Below are 15,875 nucleotides of genomic sequence, written 5' to 3' on the forward strand. Positions count from 1 at the left end.
GAATTTTTGTACCCCTGCGTCGATGAACGCCACAGGAATGGGAGGGAACGAGGACGACGACGCGTTCGTTCGGTACGGCATCGACGACAGACCACCGCTCGGGAGGTCGCTTCTGCTGGGCGCGCAACACTACCTCACGATGGTCGGGGCGAACATCGCCGTGCCCCTCATCCTCGCCGGCGCGATGGGCATGCCGGAGTCGGTCATCCCCCGCTTCGTCGGCACGTTCTTCGTCGTGTCGGGGATCGCGACGCTCGCGCAGACGACGTTCGGCAACCGCTACCCGATCGTTCAGGGCGCGCCGTTCTCGATGCTCGCGCCCGCGCTCGCGGTCATCGGCGTCGTGACGGCGAACCCGCCGGCCGGCATCGAGGCCTGGCGGGCCGCCCTGTTACAGCTTCAGGGCGCGATCATCGTCGCCGCGCTCGCCGAGGTCGCGGTCGGCTACTTCGGCCTCGTCGGTCGACTGCGGAAGGGTCTCTCGCCGGTCGTCATCGTCCCGGTCATCGTCCTCATCGGTCTCTCCCTGTTCAACGCCCCCGAGATCACCACGGCCGATCAGAACTGGTGGCTCGTCGGCCTGACGCTGGTCGCCATCGTCCTGTTCTCGCAGTACCTCGGCGCGCGGTCCAAGCTGTTCCAGCTGTTTCCGGTTCTCCTCGGCATCGTCGTCGCGTGGGTACTCGCGGCGTCCCTCTCGGTTCTCGGCGTCTTCGGACCGGAGACGCCGGGTTACGTCGACTTGGCGAGCGTCGCTGCCGCCGACCCAGTTCACCTCGTCTACCCGCTTCAGTGGGGCGTGCCGAGCGTCACGCCGGCGTTCGTCATCGGGATGCTCGCCGGCGTCGCCGCCTCGATCGTCGAGTCCATCGGCGATTACCACGCCGTCGCCCGGCTCTCCGGCATGGGCGCCCCCAGCAGCGAGCGGATGACGCACGGGATCGGGATGGAGGGGCTGATGAACGTCTTCTCCGGGGTGATGGGGACCGGCGGGTCGACCTCGTACTCCGAGAACGTCGGCGCCATCGGTCTCACCGGCGTGGCCTCGCGGTACGTCGTCCAGATCGGCGCCGCGCTCATGATCCTCGTCGGGTTCGTCGGCTACTTCGGCCAGCTCGTCGCCACCGTCCCGAGCCCGATCATCGGCGGACTCTACATCGCCATGTTCGCCCAGATCGTCGGCGTCGGGCTCTCGAACCTCAAGTACGTCGACCTCGACTCCTCGCGCAACATCTTCGTCGTCGGTATCGCGATGTTCACCGGACTGGCCGTCCCGGAGTACATGCGGAGCGTCGGGGGCGCGGACGCCCTCCAGCAGGGGCTGGTCGAGGTCTTCCTGTTCGGCCCGCTCCTCGGGGCCGACGTGGTCGCGAACACGGTCTACGTCATCGGGTCGACGGGGATGGCGGTCGGCGGGGTCGTGGCGTTCCTCCTCGACAACTCGATCCCGGGAACGGCCGCGGAGCGGGGCCTCACCGCGTGGGAGGACGCGACCGAGGCGGACGCGGAGTTCACATCTGCGTACGACCGCTTCGTCGCCGAGGACGAGCCGACGCGCACCGACTGAACGGCGTCGAGCCGAGCCGTTCGGTCGGGATCGCCAATCCTCGGCGGACCCCCGTCGACCTGCGCGTGGCGGGCGACGGACCCGTCGCTCGGCGCGTCGCAGAAGAACCGCAGAAAGGTCGCGTCGCCCGGCTTACAGGAGGCCGGTCTTCTGGAGCTTCATCAGGTCCTCGGTGTCGAGCGTCTCGCCCTCCTTGAACTTCTGATAGATCTCCTCGGCCTCTTCCTTCTCCTCTTCGCGCTTCTCGGCGCGCTCGTCCTCCCGCTCTTCTTCCTCCTTCTTGTCGAGCTCGCGCAGGCGCTTCTGGACGCGGACGAAGTCCTCGTGGTGGCGGTCGGCCGCCTCCTGGGCCTCGACGAACAGCTCGTGCATCTCGTCGGCCTCGTCGCGGATGTCGTCGGCCTCGCGGTAGGCCTCGATCATCTGGTTGTGGTGTTCCTGGGCCTTGTCCGCGAGCTCCGTCACCTTCTGGTGGTGCTGGGACGCCTCGGAGCGGACCTCCTCGGCCTCCTCGACGAGGTCGTCGAGCTCGCTCGTGTCGTCGACCTTCTCTTTCTTCTCGGCGAGCTTCTCGCGTTTGTCGTCGATCTTCTCGATGAGATCGCGCTCGTCTTCGGCGTCGAGCACTTCGGTCTGCTGGCGGAACTCGAGGTCCTCGATCTCCTCTTCGAGCTCCTCGATGGACTTACCGGAGCCGAGTTCGAGGTCCTGTTTGAGCTCCTCGACCTCGTCGAACAGCTCGTTGGCCTCGGCGTTGAGCTCGTTGCGCTTGTCCTTGTGCTCCTGGACCTGCTCGTTGAGCTCGTCGCGCTGTTCGCGGTGTTCCTGGGCCTCGTCGACCTTCTCTCGCGTCTTCGCGTTGAGGTCGTCGCGCTTGGAGGCGCGCTCGGACGCCATCTGGTTCAGCTCGTTGCGTCGGTCTCGCAGCTGCCCGGCGCGTTTGATGAGCTGCCCCTTGGAGCCGTTGTCCAAGTCGTCCTCAGAAAGGTCCACGTTGTCCGCCTCGTCCATCGGTTCCACGTCGTACTGCTCGATGACTTCTTCTTTCGTTACCATTTGTTATCTCTCCATCACCGCTCCGGCGATAGCGGACGCTCGCTGTGGTGCGTCGGGCCGTCTGCAAGAACTCCCGTTCATTTCAGCGTGCGATTCCACCAGCGCCAGAGGCGTTCTGGTACCCGCAACTACCTGCGGACGGCATATAAATACTTCGGTGATTTTCGTGTACACCGGTGGCACGGCGCGTGTACTCCGCGATTTCGTGGTTACCGTTCACACGCCCCGGGCCGCGTCCCCCTGCTCACGACTCGCCTCGCGTCCCCCTGCTCACGACTCGCCGCCGCCACCGCCGACCTCGTACGAGAGGACGATCCCGTCGTCGAACCGCTCCGTCTCCGCGAGCGTCAGGTCGGGGAACTCCTCGGTGAACCCGGCCCCGTCCGCCAGCGTCGGCGCGTCGCGGCCGCCGATCACGAACGAGCCGACGTAGACGTGGAGTTCGTCGACGAGGCCGGCCTCGAAACACGAGAAGATCACCTCGCCGCCCCCCTCGACCATCAGCCGGTCGACACCGCGGTCCGCGAGCGTCTCGAACCCCTCGGCGACGTCGACGCGCTCCTCGCCGGCGACGATCACCTCCGCGCCGGCGTCGGCGAGCTCGCTCCGCCGGTCGCGGTCGGTCGCGGCCGAGACGAGGAGGTACGTCGTCGCCGCGTCGTCTAAGATTCGGGCGTCGGTCGGCGTCCGCCCGGTCGAGTCCACCACGACGCGCGCGGGGTCGCCCGGTCGCCCGTTCTGGAGCCGCCCCACGCGACGGTCCTCCTCGTCGAGGGTGAGGTGCGGATCGTCCGCGAGGACGGTGCCGACGCCCACGAGCACCGCGTCCGCGGCCGCCCTGACCCGGTCGACCCGGTCGAAGTCCTCCGGGCCGGAGATCCGGAGCTGTTCCCGGCGGCGGGTGGCGAGCTTCCCGTCGACGCTCTGGGCCGCGTTGACGACCACGTGCATACCGGAGGGTCGGCCGGCGGCGGAATGGTCGTTTCGGTCCCGGGGGGTCGCTCGTCCGAAGGTATATCGGTCGCGACGCCGAAACGACGGTGATGCGGACCTCGACGCTCCTGATACTGGTCGGCGCGCTCCTGTTCGTTCTCCCGCTCCCGGGGACGTTCGTTCTCGGCGCGCTGGTCGTCCTCGCCGGCCTCGTCGCTCGCCTGTTCGGGCTCTGAGGCGACACGGTTTCCCCGGCGCCGGCCGAGCGCCTACCCGTGTCCGACCCAACCGCCCACCACGTCGGGATCACCGTCGCCAACTTGGACCGCGCCGTCGACTTCTACGCCGAGACGTTCGGCCTCGACCTCGTCGCCGAGTTCGCGGTCGGCGGCGACGCCTTCGCCGAGGCGGTCGCCGTCGAGGACGCGTCGGCCGAGTTCGCCCACCTCGACGCCGGCGGCTCGATAGTCGAGCTCGTCGAATACGAGCCGGTCGGCGAGGAGAGCCCCGACCCGCCGGAGCTGAACCGTCCCGGGGCGACGCACCTCGGCCTCTCCGTCGACGACGTGGAGGCGTTCTACGACGGCCTCGCGGACGACGTGGAGACGCTGAGCCCGCCTCGGACCACCGAGAGCGGGACCACCGTCCTGTTCGTCAGGGACCCCGAGGGGAACCTGATAGAAGTGCTCGACGCCTGAGCGGCGCTGCGCCGGCCGGTCCGTCGCCTCACTTCACCTTCGTGCCCGGTCCGGCGCCCTCGTAGGTGGTGAGGAGGTCGGCCTCCTCGCCGGCCGCGAGGACCATCCCGTTGGACTCGACGCCGAACAGCTCCGCCTTCTCCATGTTCGCGAGCACGATCACCTTCGTGTCGGGCAGGTCGTCGACGTCGTGGAGCTGCTTGAGCCCCGCAACGATCGTCCGGGTCTCCGCGCCGAGGTCGACGGTGAGCTTCAGCAGCTCGTCGGCGCCGTCGATCCCGACCGCGTCCTCGATCCGCCCGACGCGGATGTCCAGTTCTTGGAAGTCGTCGAAGCTGATGCGGTCGTCGCTGAGGGGTTCGATGTCGGTCATGTCGGTGTCGTCGGCGTCGGCTTCGTCGGCGTTCGCGTCGGTTCCGTCGTCGTCGGTCGCGTCCGCGTCGTCGTCGCGCTCCTCGTCGCCGTCGTCCGCTTCCGCCTCGGCGACGCGCGCTTCGAGCTTCTCGTTGAGCGCCTCGACGCGCTCGTCTTCGATCTGTTCGAACAGCTCAGTCGGCTCGCTCAGGTCGCCCGCCGGGCCCTCCCGTGCCGCCTCGACGGTGGTCTCGTGGACGGAGCCGGGCTCGCCGAGCTGCTCCCAGAGTCGTTCGCTCTTCTCGGGGCCCAGCGGCTCGAAGAGGACCCCGATCGCCTTCGCGAGCGCGACGCAGTCGTAGATGACCTGTTCCGCCTCGTCGGGGGCCTCGTCGACGAGCTTCCACGGCTCGTTGCGCTGGATGTACTCGTTGCCGTACCGCGCGAGGTCGGTGACCGCGTCGCCCAGCGCCCGCACGGAGTAGTCGTTGACCGCGGCGGCCACGTCGTCGACCGCCTCGTCGATCCGCGCCGCCACGTCGTCGCTCGGGGCGTCGGCGTCGGGGCCGCCCTCGAAGTTGCGGTGGGCGAACAGCAGCGAGCGGTAGAGGAAGTTGCCGACGGTCCCCACGAGCTCGGTGTTGACGCGCTCGGCGAACTTCTCCCACGAGAAGTCCACGTCCTGCTGGAACCCGCCGTTGGTGGCGAGGTAGTAGCGCAGCGGGTCCGGGTGGAACCCCTCGTCGAGGTACTCGTCGGCCCAGACCGCGCGGTCGCGGCTGGTCGAGAACCCCTTCCCGTCGAGGGTGACGAACCCGCTCGCCATCACCGCGCGCGGCTCCGCGTGGTCGGTCGCCTCCAGCATCGCGGGCCAGAATATCGTATGGTGCTGGATGATGTCGCGGCCGATCACGTGGACGATCTCGCCGCCCTCGGGGTGGTCGTCGCTGGCGCCCTCCTTCCAGGCCGCCTCCCAGTCGAACGCGTCCGCGCCGACGCGCTCGGAGTACTGCTTCGTCGAGGAGATGTACTCGATCGGGGCGTCGACCCAGACGTAGAGGACGAGGTCCTGCGGGTTCCCGCCGGGCAGGTCGATCCCCCAGTCCATGTCGCGGGTAATACACCAGTCCTGGAGCCCCTGCTCGATCCACTCGCGAGGCTGGTTGCGGGCGTTCGAGGTGCCCTCCAGCCGGTCGAGAAAGTCGGAGAGGTAGTCGGCGAACTCCGAGACCGCGAAGAACTGGTGGGTGCGCTCGCGGTACTCCGCCGGGTTGCCGGTGATCGTCGACTCGGGGTCCTCGACCTCGCCGGGTTCGAGGTGGCGCTGGCACCCCTCGTCGCACTCGTCGCCGCGGGCGTGCGCGCCGCAGTAGGGGCAGGTCCCCTCGACGTAGCGGTCCGGGAGGTACTGGTCGTCGACGGGGTCGTACGCGACCATGATCTCCTTCTCGTAGAGGTGGCCCGCCTCGTCGAGGTCGCGGACGAGCTCCTGAGTCACCGCCGTGTTCGTCTCGTCGTGGGTGTGGCCGTAGTTGTCGAACTCGACGTTGAACTTCGGGAACGTCTCCGCGTAGCGCTCGTGCCAGTCGAGCGCGAACGCCTCCGGGGAGACGCCCTCCTGCTCGGCGTTGACCGCGACCGGCGTGCCGTGCATGTCGGAGCCGGAGACGAACGCGGTCTCCTGCCCGAGTCGTTCGAGCGCGCGGCTGTACACGTCGCCGCCGACGTAGGTGCGGAGGTGACCGATGTGGAGGTCGCCGTTGGCGTACGGCAGCCCACAGGTCACCACCGCCGGGTCGGCCGTGGGGAAGTCGTCGTGGCTCATGTGGTGTGTGTATGTCGTATGTCGGTCGATCGGGTCTAAAGCCCGCTGGTTCTGGGCCGTCGCGGCCGGCTCGGGAACTGGTCACACCGCGGCCGGGTCGACGGTCCGGGCGCTGCGGAAGGGCGGCGGGATTCGCCGCCGCGCCGGCGTCGGCCGCGCTACCGGCCGTCGCCGCCGCGACGGATCCGCCCGCCGCTAGAAGGAGCGCGTCCGCATCCCGGACCGCCGTGTCCGTGTCACGCCCGTGAATTTGGACGGTCCGGTCTAAAACCCGTCGCCCGTGACGGGGTCACGGTCGGTCGCGGACGACCTGCCCCGCGTCACAGCAGGCCGCGGACGATCCGCGCCGCCTCGGCCGCGGTCGGCGCGAGGACGTACACGATCGGCTCGACGCCGACCGCGCCGGTCTGGTACGCCACGAGCGTCTCCGCCTCGTCGTCCGCCGAGCGGTCGGCGGCCGCGACCGCGTCGGCGACCGCCTCGCGGGTCTCGCGCTCGGCGTCGAACTCGACGGTCGGGTGCGACTCGCCGAGCGCCGCGACCGTCTCCGGGTCGTACCGGAGGTTCACCGCGCCCCGGACGCCGGACCCGGCCTCGCGCGCCGCGAGCAGCACCGTCGCGACGTGTTCGCTCACGCCGAACTCCGGCTCGCCGGGCACCATCGCGCGGCCCTTCACGTCGACGAGCCGGCCCGGGACCGCGGCCACGTCGTCGACCGTGGCGGCGTCGTCGGTACACTCGGCGACGTTCGCGCCGACGTTCGGGATGAGCCCGGCGAAGCCGGAGGCGTTCGTCAGGGTGCGGAGCCCGCGCCGGACCGAGGTGAGGACGCGCTCGCGCTCGCGGAGCCCGCTGTCCGGGTCGTGGACCGAGAACTCCACGTCGGCGTCGGCGAGCCCCGGCATCGCCGCCTCGTGGAGGTCGGCGAGCAGGTCGCCCTCCTCCAGCTGGCGGATCAGCACCTCGATTTCGACGAGCGCGGCCACGGGCGTGAGGTCGCCGCTCGCGAGCCCCTCGCCGACGCGCTCGACGAGGTCGCGCACGCGCTCGTCCGCGACGATGTCTTCGTGCCTGGCCACGTCGCCGGCGGCGTACTTCGAGACCGCCGACTGCGAGATGCCGAGGGCGTCGGCGACCTCGCTCTGGGTGAACCCGCGGTCGCGGAGGTCCTCCGCGAGCATCGAGCGGACGGTCGGCAGGAACTCGTCGACGACGACCTCCTCGATGAACCTCATCGCCCGTCACCTCCGGCCGCTTCATCGGTGCGGCTATCGTTGGCGAACTCCGGATCGTCGCCGATCCGCGACGCCTGCGGGCCGTCCTGTCCTTGGTACTTCGAGCCCCGCTCGGCGCCGTACGGCCGGTCCGCGGGCCGCTTCAGCTCGGTGAAGGTGAGCTGCGAGACGCGCATTCCGGGCGAGAGCGCGACCGGGGCGGTCCCGAGGTTCGAGAGTTCGAGGGTAATCTGCCCCTCGTAGCCGGGGTCGCACAGCCCAGCGGTGGCGTGGACGACGATGGCGAGTCGCCCGAGCGAAGAGCGCCCCTCGACGTGCGCGACGAGGTCGTCCGGAATCTTGACCCGCTCGGCGGTCGTCCCGAGGACGAAGTCGCCGGGGTGGAGGATGAACTCGTCGCCCTCGGCGACGGTCGTCTCGGTGACGTACTCGCTCACCTCGCCGGCGTCTGTCGGGTGGATACAGGGGATGTTGGTGCGCTGGAACTCCAGGAACCGCTCGCCGAGCCGCAGGTCCACGCTGGCGGGCTGGACCTGCTGGTCGACGTCGTCGAGCGGCTCGATCGCGAGGTCGCCCTCGGCGAGCCGGTCGAGGATGTCTGCGTCGGACAGGATCATACCGAGAGGGGGAGCGCCGGCGGCTTAAAAACTCCCGAATCGGCGGCTCCGAGCGCTCGAACCGACGCCCGGGGCCGACCGCTCTGGGAGCGCTCAGACCGCCGCGATCAGGAGGGCGATCGCGGCGAAGAACGTCGCCACCCCCGCCGCGGGGCCGCGGTCGAGGTCGTGTACGGCCTCCAGCCCGCCGACGACCACGACCCACTGGATCGCGATCGCTACCGCGGACGCGACCAGCAGCGGCCCCGTCGCGCTCGTGATCGCGGCGACGAGGTCCGTCGTGAGCGCCTCGAACGACGACCCCGCGGGCGCCGCGTTCGAGAGCGTGTACCAGATCGCGACGATCCCGGCGCCGAGCCGGAGCAGTTCAGCCCCGATCGCCCACCCGGCGATCACGAAGGAGTCGCCGACGGAGCCGGAGCCGCCCGCGACGAGCGCCCCGACGTGGAGCGCGAGCGCGAACGCGACCCACCAGATCGGGACGCCGAGCAGCCCGTAGTGGATGTAGCCGTTCGCGGCGTCGCTCAGTTCCTCGCCCGCGTCGACCTCGATTTGCTTCGGCTCGTCACACTCCTCTGCGAACGCGGAGTCGGGGTCGTCGCCGAAGGTCTCGCAGGTCGACTCCGAGGGGCGATCCGGGTTGTCGACCGTGATCTGCTGGTCGACCGTCGCGTCGAAGACGGCCCCGAGCGCGATGATTCCGACACTGGTGCCGATCGTGACGACGACCAGCATCGCGACCGCGACGGTCCCGGCGCGGGGAGAGTCGAACGCGTCGCGGACGCGGTCGAGGACGCTACCGATCGGACTCGTGAGGACGGCGAGCGGGGAGGGCACGCCCAAGCGATCCGGGGCGACACACAAGTGCTTTTTCGGTCGAACGCGCCGCCGCCGACCGCGTCACTCCCGTTCGAGTTCGGCCTCCGGGTCGGCGTCCTCTTCGGCCGCGTCCGCCTCCCGCTCGGCCTCGCTCGCCGCGGCCTTCCGCGCGCGGTCGGCCGCCAGCTCGCGGTCGATGTCGTCCTCGACGTACCCCAGCGACTCCACGGTGACGACGTTCCCCCCGCCGGGGTCGACCACCATCACCTCCTCGCCCTCGTCTATCGTCCCCTCCATCGACCGGGCGGAGTAGTGTGGGTTGAACCCGCCGCCGGCGAGTTTCACCTCGCCGCCCGTGGGCGTCACGCGCTCCGTGACGGTTCCGGTCTTCCCCTTCAGGGAGTCGCTGTCGCTGGTCTGCTGTTGCCCCTTCCCGCCGTAGAAGTCGAACTCGTGGTAGGCGTAGAAGGCAGCCGCACCGAACACGAGCGTCAGCAGCGCCATGAACAGGGTGAGGAGGGCGCCGGCGACGCCGAGCGAGGTCAGCGCCAGCCCGCCGAGCCCGGCGCCGATGAGCGCGATGCCGACGACGATGAAGTTCGCCCCCGGCGCGAGCGCCTCCGCCATCGAGAGCAGCAGCCCCGCGGTCAACAGCAGGAGGGGGAGGGTGTCCGGCGAGAGGAGTCCGGACTGTGCCAGCGCGTTCATGTTCGGTCCTACGGCCGCGGCCTGATAAGTGGTGGTGCGCGCGGTCGCGCGGCGTCCGACGAGCCGTTGACGCTCTCCCCTCGGGCCGTCTCGCCGCTCGTCGCTCGGACGCTCTCGACGCTCCTCGTCCGGTCTCCCCGCGGCGTCCGACTCAGAGTCCGACCACTAAGGTGCCGACGGTGAGGGCGACGCCGAGGACGACGAACGCCGCGTGTTCGAGGGTGATGTCGCCCGGCTCGATCGGTTCGTCCGCCGGGGTGGCGGTGTCCTCGGTGACCCCGTCCGGCCCCACGTCGTCGACCGAGAAGCGCCACTCGGTCCCGCCGTCCGGGCCCTTCTCGCCCGCGTCGTTGGCTCGGCTCCGATCGCCGGTGACGGCGTCGTCGCCGGCCTCGACGGCCGAGTCTCCGTCGCGGGCACCGTCGCCGGATTCGTCGCTCATACGACCTCGTACGCGACTCCGTAATAAATGGCTGGCGGGCGCGTCGGTCCCGGACCGAGCGCGGCGGTCGCGTCGCGGGCGTCGCCGGTACTTACCGCTCGCGGGCCGCGCGGAGCACGTCGCCGTCGTAGACGACGCCGCGCTCGCCGTCGACGGTCACCATGGCCCCGTCGGCGACCGACTCGGGGAGGGCGGCGCCGGAGACCATCGGGACGCCCAGCTCGCGGGCGACGACGGCGGGGTAGCCGGTCATCCCCTCGCGGGCGTCGACGATGCCGGCGATCCGGTCGAGGTCGCCGCCGAACTCCCCGTTGAACTCGGGCCCCAGCGCGACCACGGAGTCCTCGGGGAGCGCGTCGAGGTCGCCGTCCTCGGTCCGGTGGACCGGGGCGGCCACGCGGCCGGCCACGGCCCCTTTCCCGGTCACGAGCGTCTCCGCGGCGACGTGGACCTTCAGGGTGTTCGTCGTGTTCGTCCCCTCCAGCTCGGTGAGCATCCCGGAGAGGACCACGAGGGTGTCGCCGGACGCCGCGCCGCCGCGGTCGAGCGCGGCGTCGACCGCGTTGTCGAGGATCGACTCCATGTCGTTGGCGTACTCGGTCAACACCGGTCGGACTCCCCACGAGAGGGCGAGCTGTCGGCGGACCCGGTCGTTCGGCGTCGTCGCGACGACCGGGACGCCCGGGCGGAACATCGCGGTCTTTCGCGCCGTGAAGCCCGACTCGGAGACCGCGACCACCGTGGAGGCGCCGATGTCGCGCGCGAGGTAGCGCGCCGACCGCGCCAGCGCCTCCGTCCGGGAGCCCTCCTCGGCGGTCGGGACGCGCTGCTCGCGCGTCTCCGCGTACTCGTCACTAGACTCGACCTGCCGGACGATCCGGTCCATCGTGTCGACGACGTTGATCGGGTCCTCGCCGACCGCGGTCTCGCCGGAGAGCATCACGGCGTCGGTGCCGTCGAGGACGGCGTTCGCCACGTCGGAGGCCTCCGCGCGGGTCGGCCGCCGCGAGGAGACCATCGAGTCGAGCATCTCCGTCGCGGTGATGACGGGGACGCCCTCGTTGACGCAGGTCCGGATGATCCGCTTCTGGATCACGGGCACGTCCTCAAGCGGGCACTCGACGCCGAGGTCGCCGCGGGCGACCATCACGCCGTCGGCGGCGTCGACGATCCCCTCCAGGTTCTCGACCGCCCCGGCGCGTTCGATCTTCGCGACGATCGGGATGTCGTCGCCGCCGCGCGCCTCCAGCTCGTCGGCGATCCGGTACACGTCGTCCGCGTCGCGCACGAACGAGGCCGCCACGAAGTCGGCGTTCGTCCGGGCCGCGAGGTCGAGTTCGGCCTCGTCTTCCGGGGTGATCAGGTCCACGTCGATGGCGACGCCCGGCAGGTTCACGCCCTTCCGGGAGCCGAGCTTGCCGCCCGAGACGACCGTCGCGACCACGGACTCGCCGTCGACGCGCTCGACGCGGCACTCGATCCGGCCGTCGTCGAGGAGGATCGTGTCGCCCGGCTCGGCGGCCCCGATCGAGTGGGTGAGCCCGACGCGCTCGGGCGTCGCGTCGTCGCCTTCGAGGAAGCTCACTTCCGAGCCCTCGGCGAGCGCGATCGGGTCGTCGATCTCGGCGGTGCGGACCTCCGGCCCCTTCAGGTCGACCATCACCGCGAGCGGGTCGTCGATCTCGTCGTCGACGGCGCGGGCGCGCTCGATCACCGTCTCCCGGTGGTCGGTCGTCCCGTGGCTGGCGTTGAGTCGGACGACGGACATCCCCGCGTCGGCGAGGCCGCGGATCGTGTCCCGGTCGTCCGAGGCGGGACCGATCGTACAGACGATCTTGGCGTTTCGCATACCGCCGGGTTCGGCGTAGCGGCTGAAAAAGGCACCCGGTTGAGTCGCTCCCGAGTGAACGTTCGTGAAGAACGGTCCCTCGCGGGTCCCGGACACGGAGCCCGCGACCGGGGCTCTGCCGGCGCTCGCGGTCGCTCCGCAGTCGAGTACGTATCGCCGAGCGATCGGAACGGTGGAGGGTCGGTCGCCGCAGCGTCAGCGGTGACGGATTTTCAGTCGTCGGCGGGCGCGGGCGCGCTACCGGTCGACAGCGACACCTCGGGCGCGTCGACGCCGAGCTCGTCGAGCGCGGACTGCGCGGCGCGCTTGCCGGAGACGAGCATCGCGCCGAACGTCGGGCCCATCCGCGGGAGGCCGTGGGCGGTCGCGACCGCCATCCCGGAGGCGATCAGGCCGTCGTGGACGACGCCGGTGTGCTCGACGACCGCGTCCTCGCTCTCACCGACCCACATCGAGTCGTGGCCGGGCGAGTCGTGGCCGGGCGCGCCGTACTCGCCGTCGCCCGTCTGGTCCATGCCGGTGTTGTGCTCCTTCGCGTGCTCGATCCCGGGCGCCGAGAGGACGCCGCGCTCGTCGAGCTTGCTGATCGCGACCGCGTCGTGGCCGGTCGCGTCGATGACGAGGTCGGACTCGACCGCGATCGGATCGACGCAGGTGATCTCGCGCGGGAGCGCGTGGACCGGCGTCCAGTTCATCACGATCCCCCCGACCTCGTGGTCGTCCCGGACGACGAGGTCGGTGAACTCGGTCATGTTCTGGACGCGCGCGCCGGCGTCGCAGGCCGCCTTGATCAGCCCGGAGCAGGCCTCCGGCCCCGCGGCGGTGTAGAGCCCGTCCACGTCCTCGACCGGTTCGTACTCCACGTCGAGGTCGTCGAGGATCTCCTGGGCGGGGTCCCGGACCGTCACGGTGTTCATCAGGAACCCGCCGAGCCAGAAGCCGCCGCCGAGGTAGTTGTTCTTCTCGACGATCATCACCTTCACGCCGCGCTCGGCCAGCTCCTTCGCGGCCATCAGTCCGGAGGGGCCGCCGCCGAGGACGATGACCTCGGAGTCGGTGAAATCGAGGAATCCGTCGGTCCACTCGTTCCCGATCGCCTTCGTCACGTCGGTCTCGCTCACGTCCGCGAAGCCGTTGAATCCGTCCATACAACTTGGTAGTATTACTTGGTTGTGAAATGTGTTGCGGTCGATACGCGGGTGTGTGTCCCATTCATATCGGTACTCCGGAGTCGAACACAGCCGAAGCTCAAGCCGCTCAACTCTGCTCGGTCAGCTACAGATCGCCGGTTCCCACCGCCAAAGCCCCAGCCGTGAGGGCGCCGTACGCTCGCTGTGCTCCTCACTCGGTCGCTCACTTCGTTCGCTCCCTCGTTCCGGTGCTTACATCGCCTACGGCGCCCTCACGGCTGCCCCTTCGAGTCCCACCCCGCACAGCGCCGCCCCGTGCCTCACACCTCCCCAGCCTCGTCACTCGCCCTCGCTTCGCTTCGGGCGACTGACTCCCTCGCGCGTGCCCCTCGCGGCCTCCGCTTCGCTCCGGCCGCTCGCAGGCACGCGCCGCCGTCACATCCGGTTGCCTTCTCTCGTCGCGGGTGACTTTCCAACCGCCGCGACTCGCAGCCTTTTTACCTGCGCTGGCGGTAGGAGTGGCTACTATGGCTGAGGACAAGGCTCGAAGCACCGGCAGCGCGGGCCGATTCGGCGCTCGCTACGGCCGGGTCGCCCGCAAGCGGGTCCAGGACATCGAAGAGGAGATGCGCAACGCGACCGTCGACGGCGACGACGTCAAGCGCGTGGGTACCGGCATCTGGGTCAACGAGGAGACCGGCGAGGCGTTCACCGGCGGCGCGTACCGCCCCGAGACGCCCGGCGGTCGCACCGTCCGCCGCTCCATCCGCGCCGCGCTCGCCGACGAGGAATAGGACGATGAGCTACAAGTGCTCCCGCTGTAAGCGCGACGTCACCCTCGACGAGTACGGCGGCGTGCGCTGCCCGTACTGCGGCCACCGCGTCCTCCTGAAGGAGCGCGGCGGCGACGTGAAGGAAGTGAACGTCGAGTAATCCGACGCTTTCGTCTCCCTCTCGGACCGTGACGCGCGCACACGAGACGGTCCTCTCGTTCACCTACCCCTCCGAGCGGCGCGCACGGGTCGTGGCCGACGCGCTCGGCCCCGAGATCGGCGAGATCGACGACGCCCGCTCGGCCGCGACGGTCGACCGCGAGGGCGACGCTGTCCGGATCCGCGTGCTCGCCGACGACCTCGTGGCGCTGCGCGCCGGCGTCAACAGCTGGTCGCGACTGATCGCCGTCGCCGAACGCGTCGGTACCGGCCGTGATTGAGGATCACCGGAGATGCCGATACGGCGGCCCTTCAGTCCGCTGCGCTGCGAATTGTCCCTCGTCGGAGAAGTAAGGGGTTTTTCTGTCCGGGCCGCCTCGGTCCGCCCATGCAAGGGAACATGCCGCCCGAGGCACAGGAGAAGATCGAGGAGCTGCAGGAGCTTCAGGAGACCGCACAGCAGGTCGCCGAGCAGAAGGAGCAGGCGCAGTCCGCGCTCAACGAGTCGAAGACCGCCCTCGACGCCCTCGAAGACGTCGACGAGGACGCGGGCATGTACCGCGAGATCGGCGAGGTCCTCGTCGAGACGGACTACGAGTCCGCCTACGACGACCTCGAGGACAAGGTCGACTCGCTCGAGGTCCGCGTCGAGCAGCTCACGAAGCAGGAGGAGCGCGTCGAGGAGCAGTTCGACGACCTCCAGAGCGAACTCCAGCAGATGCTTCAGGGCGGCGCCGGCGGCGGCGGCCCGATGGGACCGGGCGGCCCGGGCGCCGGCGGCGCGTAAGGCCGTGACCGACGACGCCGACGCCGCCTCGGACCCGAGCGACGATGAGGTCGTTCGCACCGCCGCCGAGGCGGCCGAGGGGATCGTTTTCAAACACTACGACCAGTCGGCCGTCACGGATCTCGACGTCACCGTCACCTTCGAGGACGGGGTCCTCGACGTCGACGTCTACCTCAACGCGCCCGCGGACGCCGAGCCAGACAGAGAGGCGGTCGCGCAGGAGGCGGTCGAGACCGCGGGCGAGGCTGTCGACGAGCTGTTCGACGAGTAGGCGCTCGCCGTCTCCTTCCGTTCTTTCACCGCCGCTACCGGCGGGCCTCGGGTCCGCGCGACGCCGTCAGGCCGACTCGCAGATCGCGACGAAGTTCTCGAAGACCTCCTCGCCGCGCTCCGTGTGCGCGACCTCCGGGTGCCACTGGACGCCGTACAGCCCCGCGTCCGGGTCGGCCATGGCCTCGATGCCGCAGACGTCGGAGGTGGCGGTGCGACCGAACCCGTCGGGCAGCTCGGTCACCTCGTCGGCGTGGGAGGCCCAGACGCGCGTCTCCGGCGCGAGCGAGCCGACGAGCGGGTCCTCGTCGTCGACGATCTCCACGTCCACGTCGGCGTAGCCGCCGTAGTCGCCCTCGCCGACTGCGCCGTCGAGTTCGCTGGCGATCAGCTGCATCCCGAGGCAGATCCCGAGGACGGGGAGGTCGCGGTCGAGGTAGTCCGGCGCGTTCCCGACGCGGTCCATGTCGGGCCCGCCCGAGAGGACGACCCCGTCAGCGTCGACCTCGTCGGCCGGCGCGTCGGCCGAGACGATCTCGGTGTCGACGCCGAGGTCGCGGAGCGCCCGCCGTTCGAGGTGCGTGAACTGGCCGTGGAGGTCGATGACGACGATTCGGGTCATGGCCTCGATTGACGACAGCCGCACAAAAACG

At 70.1% G+C, this 15,875-nt stretch carries 19 protein-coding genes; 8 read left to right on the top strand and 11 right to left on the bottom strand.

Features of this window, described 5'->3' with window-relative positions:
* Positions 1 to 37: 37 nt before the first annotated feature.
* On the top strand, positions 38 to 1,567 hold the full coding sequence (locus EO776_RS03905; protein WP_094519604.1) for a uracil-xanthine permease family protein: 1,530 nt from the start codon (positions 38 to 40) through the stop codon (positions 1,565 to 1,567).
* 132 nt (positions 1,568 to 1,699) lie between these two features.
* On the opposite strand, the gene EO776_RS03910 is transcribed toward EO776_RS03905, so the two are convergent.
* Both EO776_RS03910 and EO776_RS03915 read right to left on the bottom strand, forming a co-directional pair.
* Positions 1,700 to 2,623, bottom strand: coding sequence for a coiled-coil protein (locus EO776_RS03910; RefSeq protein WP_094519605.1), 924 nt, complete (start codon positions 2,621 to 2,623; stop codon positions 1,700 to 1,702).
* A gap of 270 nt (positions 2,624 to 2,893) precedes the next feature.
* Positions 2,894 to 3,574 (bottom strand): 2,5-diamino-6-(ribosylamino)-4(3H)-pyrimidinone 5'-phosphate reductase, encoded by a 681-nt coding sequence (locus EO776_RS03915; protein WP_094519606.1) that lies wholly within the window; start codon positions 3,572 to 3,574, stop codon positions 2,894 to 2,896.
* A 92-nt stretch (positions 3,575 to 3,666) separates the two neighbouring features.
* On the opposite strand from EO776_RS03915, the gene EO776_RS19600 reads away from it, so the two are divergent.
* Complete coding sequence (locus EO776_RS19600; RefSeq protein ID WP_254921775.1) at positions 3,667 to 3,792, top strand: hypothetical protein; 126 nt, start codon at positions 3,667 to 3,669, stop codon at positions 3,790 to 3,792.
* A gap of 39 nt (positions 3,793 to 3,831) precedes the next feature.
* Positions 3,832 to 4,254: a VOC family protein gene (locus tag EO776_RS03920; RefSeq protein ID WP_086216203.1), complete on the top strand. Its 423-nt coding sequence runs from the start codon at positions 3,832 to 3,834 to the stop codon at positions 4,252 to 4,254.
* 28 nt (positions 4,255 to 4,282) lie between these two features.
* On the opposite strand, the gene metG is transcribed toward EO776_RS03920, so the two are convergent.
* From metG to EO776_RS03960, 8 genes are all read right to left on the bottom strand, one after another.
* Positions 4,283 to 6,433: a methionine--tRNA ligase gene (gene metG / locus EO776_RS03925; RefSeq protein WP_094519607.1), complete on the bottom strand. Its 2,151-nt coding sequence runs from the start codon at positions 6,431 to 6,433 to the stop codon at positions 4,283 to 4,285.
* A 320-nt stretch (positions 6,434 to 6,753) separates the two neighbouring features.
* Positions 6,754 to 7,668: a thiamine-phosphate synthase family protein gene (locus EO776_RS03930; RefSeq protein WP_089307948.1), complete on the bottom strand. Its 915-nt coding sequence runs from the start codon at positions 7,666 to 7,668 to the stop codon at positions 6,754 to 6,756.
* Positions 7,665 to 8,285: a dCTP deaminase gene (dcd, locus tag EO776_RS03935; protein WP_094519608.1), complete on the bottom strand. Its 621-nt coding sequence runs from the start codon at positions 8,283 to 8,285 to the stop codon at positions 7,665 to 7,667. Before dcd ends, EO776_RS03930 begins: the two co-directional genes overlap by 4 nt.
* Positions 8,286 to 8,378: 93 nt before the next feature.
* Positions 8,379 to 9,122, bottom strand: a complete 744-nt coding sequence (locus EO776_RS03940) for a YIP1 family protein (protein WP_049932439.1) — start codon at positions 9,120 to 9,122, stop codon at positions 8,379 to 8,381.
* A 63-nt stretch (positions 9,123 to 9,185) separates the two neighbouring features.
* Positions 9,186 to 9,812, bottom strand: a complete 627-nt coding sequence (locus EO776_RS03945) for an NfeD family protein (RefSeq protein WP_094519609.1) — start codon at positions 9,810 to 9,812, stop codon at positions 9,186 to 9,188.
* A 151-nt stretch (positions 9,813 to 9,963) separates the two neighbouring features.
* Complete coding sequence (locus EO776_RS03950; RefSeq protein WP_049932443.1) at positions 9,964 to 10,254, bottom strand: DUF7312 domain-containing protein; 291 nt, start codon at positions 10,252 to 10,254, stop codon at positions 9,964 to 9,966.
* Positions 10,255 to 10,345: 91 nt separating this feature from the next.
* The gene (pyk, locus tag EO776_RS03955; protein WP_094519610.1) at positions 10,346 to 12,103 is read right to left on the bottom strand and encodes a pyruvate kinase; all 1,758 of its coding nucleotides are present in this window, start codon (positions 12,101 to 12,103) and stop codon (positions 10,346 to 10,348) included.
* A gap of 212 nt (positions 12,104 to 12,315) precedes the next feature.
* Positions 12,316 to 13,251, bottom strand: a complete 936-nt coding sequence (locus EO776_RS03960; protein ID WP_089307945.1) for a sulfide-dependent adenosine diphosphate thiazole synthase — start codon at positions 13,249 to 13,251, stop codon at positions 12,316 to 12,318.
* Between the two features lie 509 nt (positions 13,252 to 13,760).
* Between EO776_RS03960 and EO776_RS03965 the strand changes: the two genes are divergently transcribed.
* The 5 genes from EO776_RS03965 (at position 13,761) to EO776_RS03985 (ending at position 15,223) form a co-directional block, all read left to right on the top strand.
* Entirely contained in the window at positions 13,761 to 14,027 is a 267-nt protein-coding gene (locus EO776_RS03965) for an eL43 family ribosomal protein (protein ID WP_094520006.1), read from the top strand.
* 4 nt (positions 14,028 to 14,031) lie between these two features.
* Entirely contained in the window at positions 14,032 to 14,166 is a 135-nt protein-coding gene (locus EO776_RS03970) for a DNA-directed RNA polymerase subunit P (protein WP_004049526.1), read from the top strand.
* A 28-nt stretch (positions 14,167 to 14,194) separates the two neighbouring features.
* The gene (locus EO776_RS03975; protein ID WP_094520005.1) at positions 14,195 to 14,446 is read left to right on the top strand and encodes a KEOPS complex subunit Pcc1; all 252 of its coding nucleotides are present in this window, start codon (positions 14,195 to 14,197) and stop codon (positions 14,444 to 14,446) included.
* A 119-nt stretch (positions 14,447 to 14,565) separates the two neighbouring features.
* Complete coding sequence (locus tag EO776_RS03980) at positions 14,566 to 14,952, top strand: prefoldin subunit beta (protein ID WP_008440520.1); 387 nt, start codon at positions 14,566 to 14,568, stop codon at positions 14,950 to 14,952.
* Between the two features lie 4 nt (positions 14,953 to 14,956).
* Entirely contained in the window at positions 14,957 to 15,223 is a 267-nt protein-coding gene (locus EO776_RS03985) for a DUF3194 domain-containing protein (protein WP_086220661.1), read from the top strand.
* A 66-nt stretch (positions 15,224 to 15,289) separates the two neighbouring features.
* Here the strand turns inward: EO776_RS03985 and EO776_RS03990 are convergent, their stop codons facing one another.
* Positions 15,290 to 15,844: a GMP synthase subunit A gene (locus EO776_RS03990; protein ID WP_049932452.1), complete on the bottom strand. Its 555-nt coding sequence runs from the start codon at positions 15,842 to 15,844 to the stop codon at positions 15,290 to 15,292.
* Between the last annotated feature and the right edge of the window lie 31 nt (positions 15,845 to 15,875).

The sequence above is a fragment of the Halorubrum ezzemoulense genome (assembly GCF_004126515.1).
Taxonomy (GTDB): Archaea; Halobacteriota; Halobacteria; order Halobacteriales; family Haloferacaceae; genus Halorubrum; species Halorubrum ezzemoulense.

Excerpts from the sequence above, each read along its gene's own strand:
- EO776_RS19600 (WP_254921775.1), top strand. The coding sequence starts at position 3,667 with ATGCGGACCTCGACGCTCCTGATACTGGTCGGCGCGCTCCTGTTCGTT.
- EO776_RS03965 (WP_094520006.1), top strand. The coding sequence starts at position 13,761 with ATGGCTGAGGACAAGGCTCGAAGCACCGGCAGCGCGGGCCGATTCGGC.
- EO776_RS03910 (WP_094519605.1), bottom strand. The coding sequence starts at position 2,623 with ATGGTAACGAAAGAAGAAGTCATCGAGCAGTACGACGTGGAACCGATG.
- EO776_RS03950 (WP_049932443.1), bottom strand. The coding sequence starts at position 10,254 with ATGAGCGACGAATCCGGCGACGGTGCCCGCGACGGAGACTCGGCCGTC.
- EO776_RS03970 (WP_004049526.1), top strand. The coding sequence starts at position 14,032 with ATGAGCTACAAGTGCTCCCGCTGTAAGCGCGACGTCACCCTCGACGAG.
- EO776_RS03990 (WP_049932452.1), bottom strand. The coding sequence starts at position 15,844 with ATGACCCGAATCGTCGTCATCGACCTCCACGGCCAGTTCACGCACCTC.
- EO776_RS03945 (WP_094519609.1), bottom strand. The coding sequence starts at position 9,812 with ATGAACGCGCTGGCACAGTCCGGACTCCTCTCGCCGGACACCCTCCCC.
- metG (WP_094519607.1), bottom strand. The coding sequence starts at position 6,433 with ATGAGCCACGACGACTTCCCCACGGCCGACCCGGCGGTGGTGACCTGT.
- dcd (WP_094519608.1), bottom strand. The coding sequence starts at position 8,285 with ATGATCCTGTCCGACGCAGACATCCTCGACCGGCTCGCCGAGGGCGAC.
- pyk (WP_094519610.1), bottom strand. The coding sequence starts at position 12,103 with ATGCGAAACGCCAAGATCGTCTGTACGATCGGTCCCGCCTCGGACGAC.
- EO776_RS03960 (WP_089307945.1), bottom strand. The coding sequence starts at position 13,251 with ATGGACGGATTCAACGGCTTCGCGGACGTGAGCGAGACCGACGTGACG.
- EO776_RS03915 (WP_094519606.1), bottom strand. The coding sequence starts at position 3,574 with ATGCACGTGGTCGTCAACGCGGCCCAGAGCGTCGACGGGAAGCTCGCC.
- EO776_RS03930 (WP_089307948.1), bottom strand. The coding sequence starts at position 7,668 with ATGAGGTTCATCGAGGAGGTCGTCGTCGACGAGTTCCTGCCGACCGTC.
- EO776_RS03905 (WP_094519604.1), top strand. The coding sequence starts at position 38 with ATGGGAGGGAACGAGGACGACGACGCGTTCGTTCGGTACGGCATCGAC.
- EO776_RS03980 (WP_008440520.1), top strand. The coding sequence starts at position 14,566 with ATGCCGCCCGAGGCACAGGAGAAGATCGAGGAGCTGCAGGAGCTTCAG.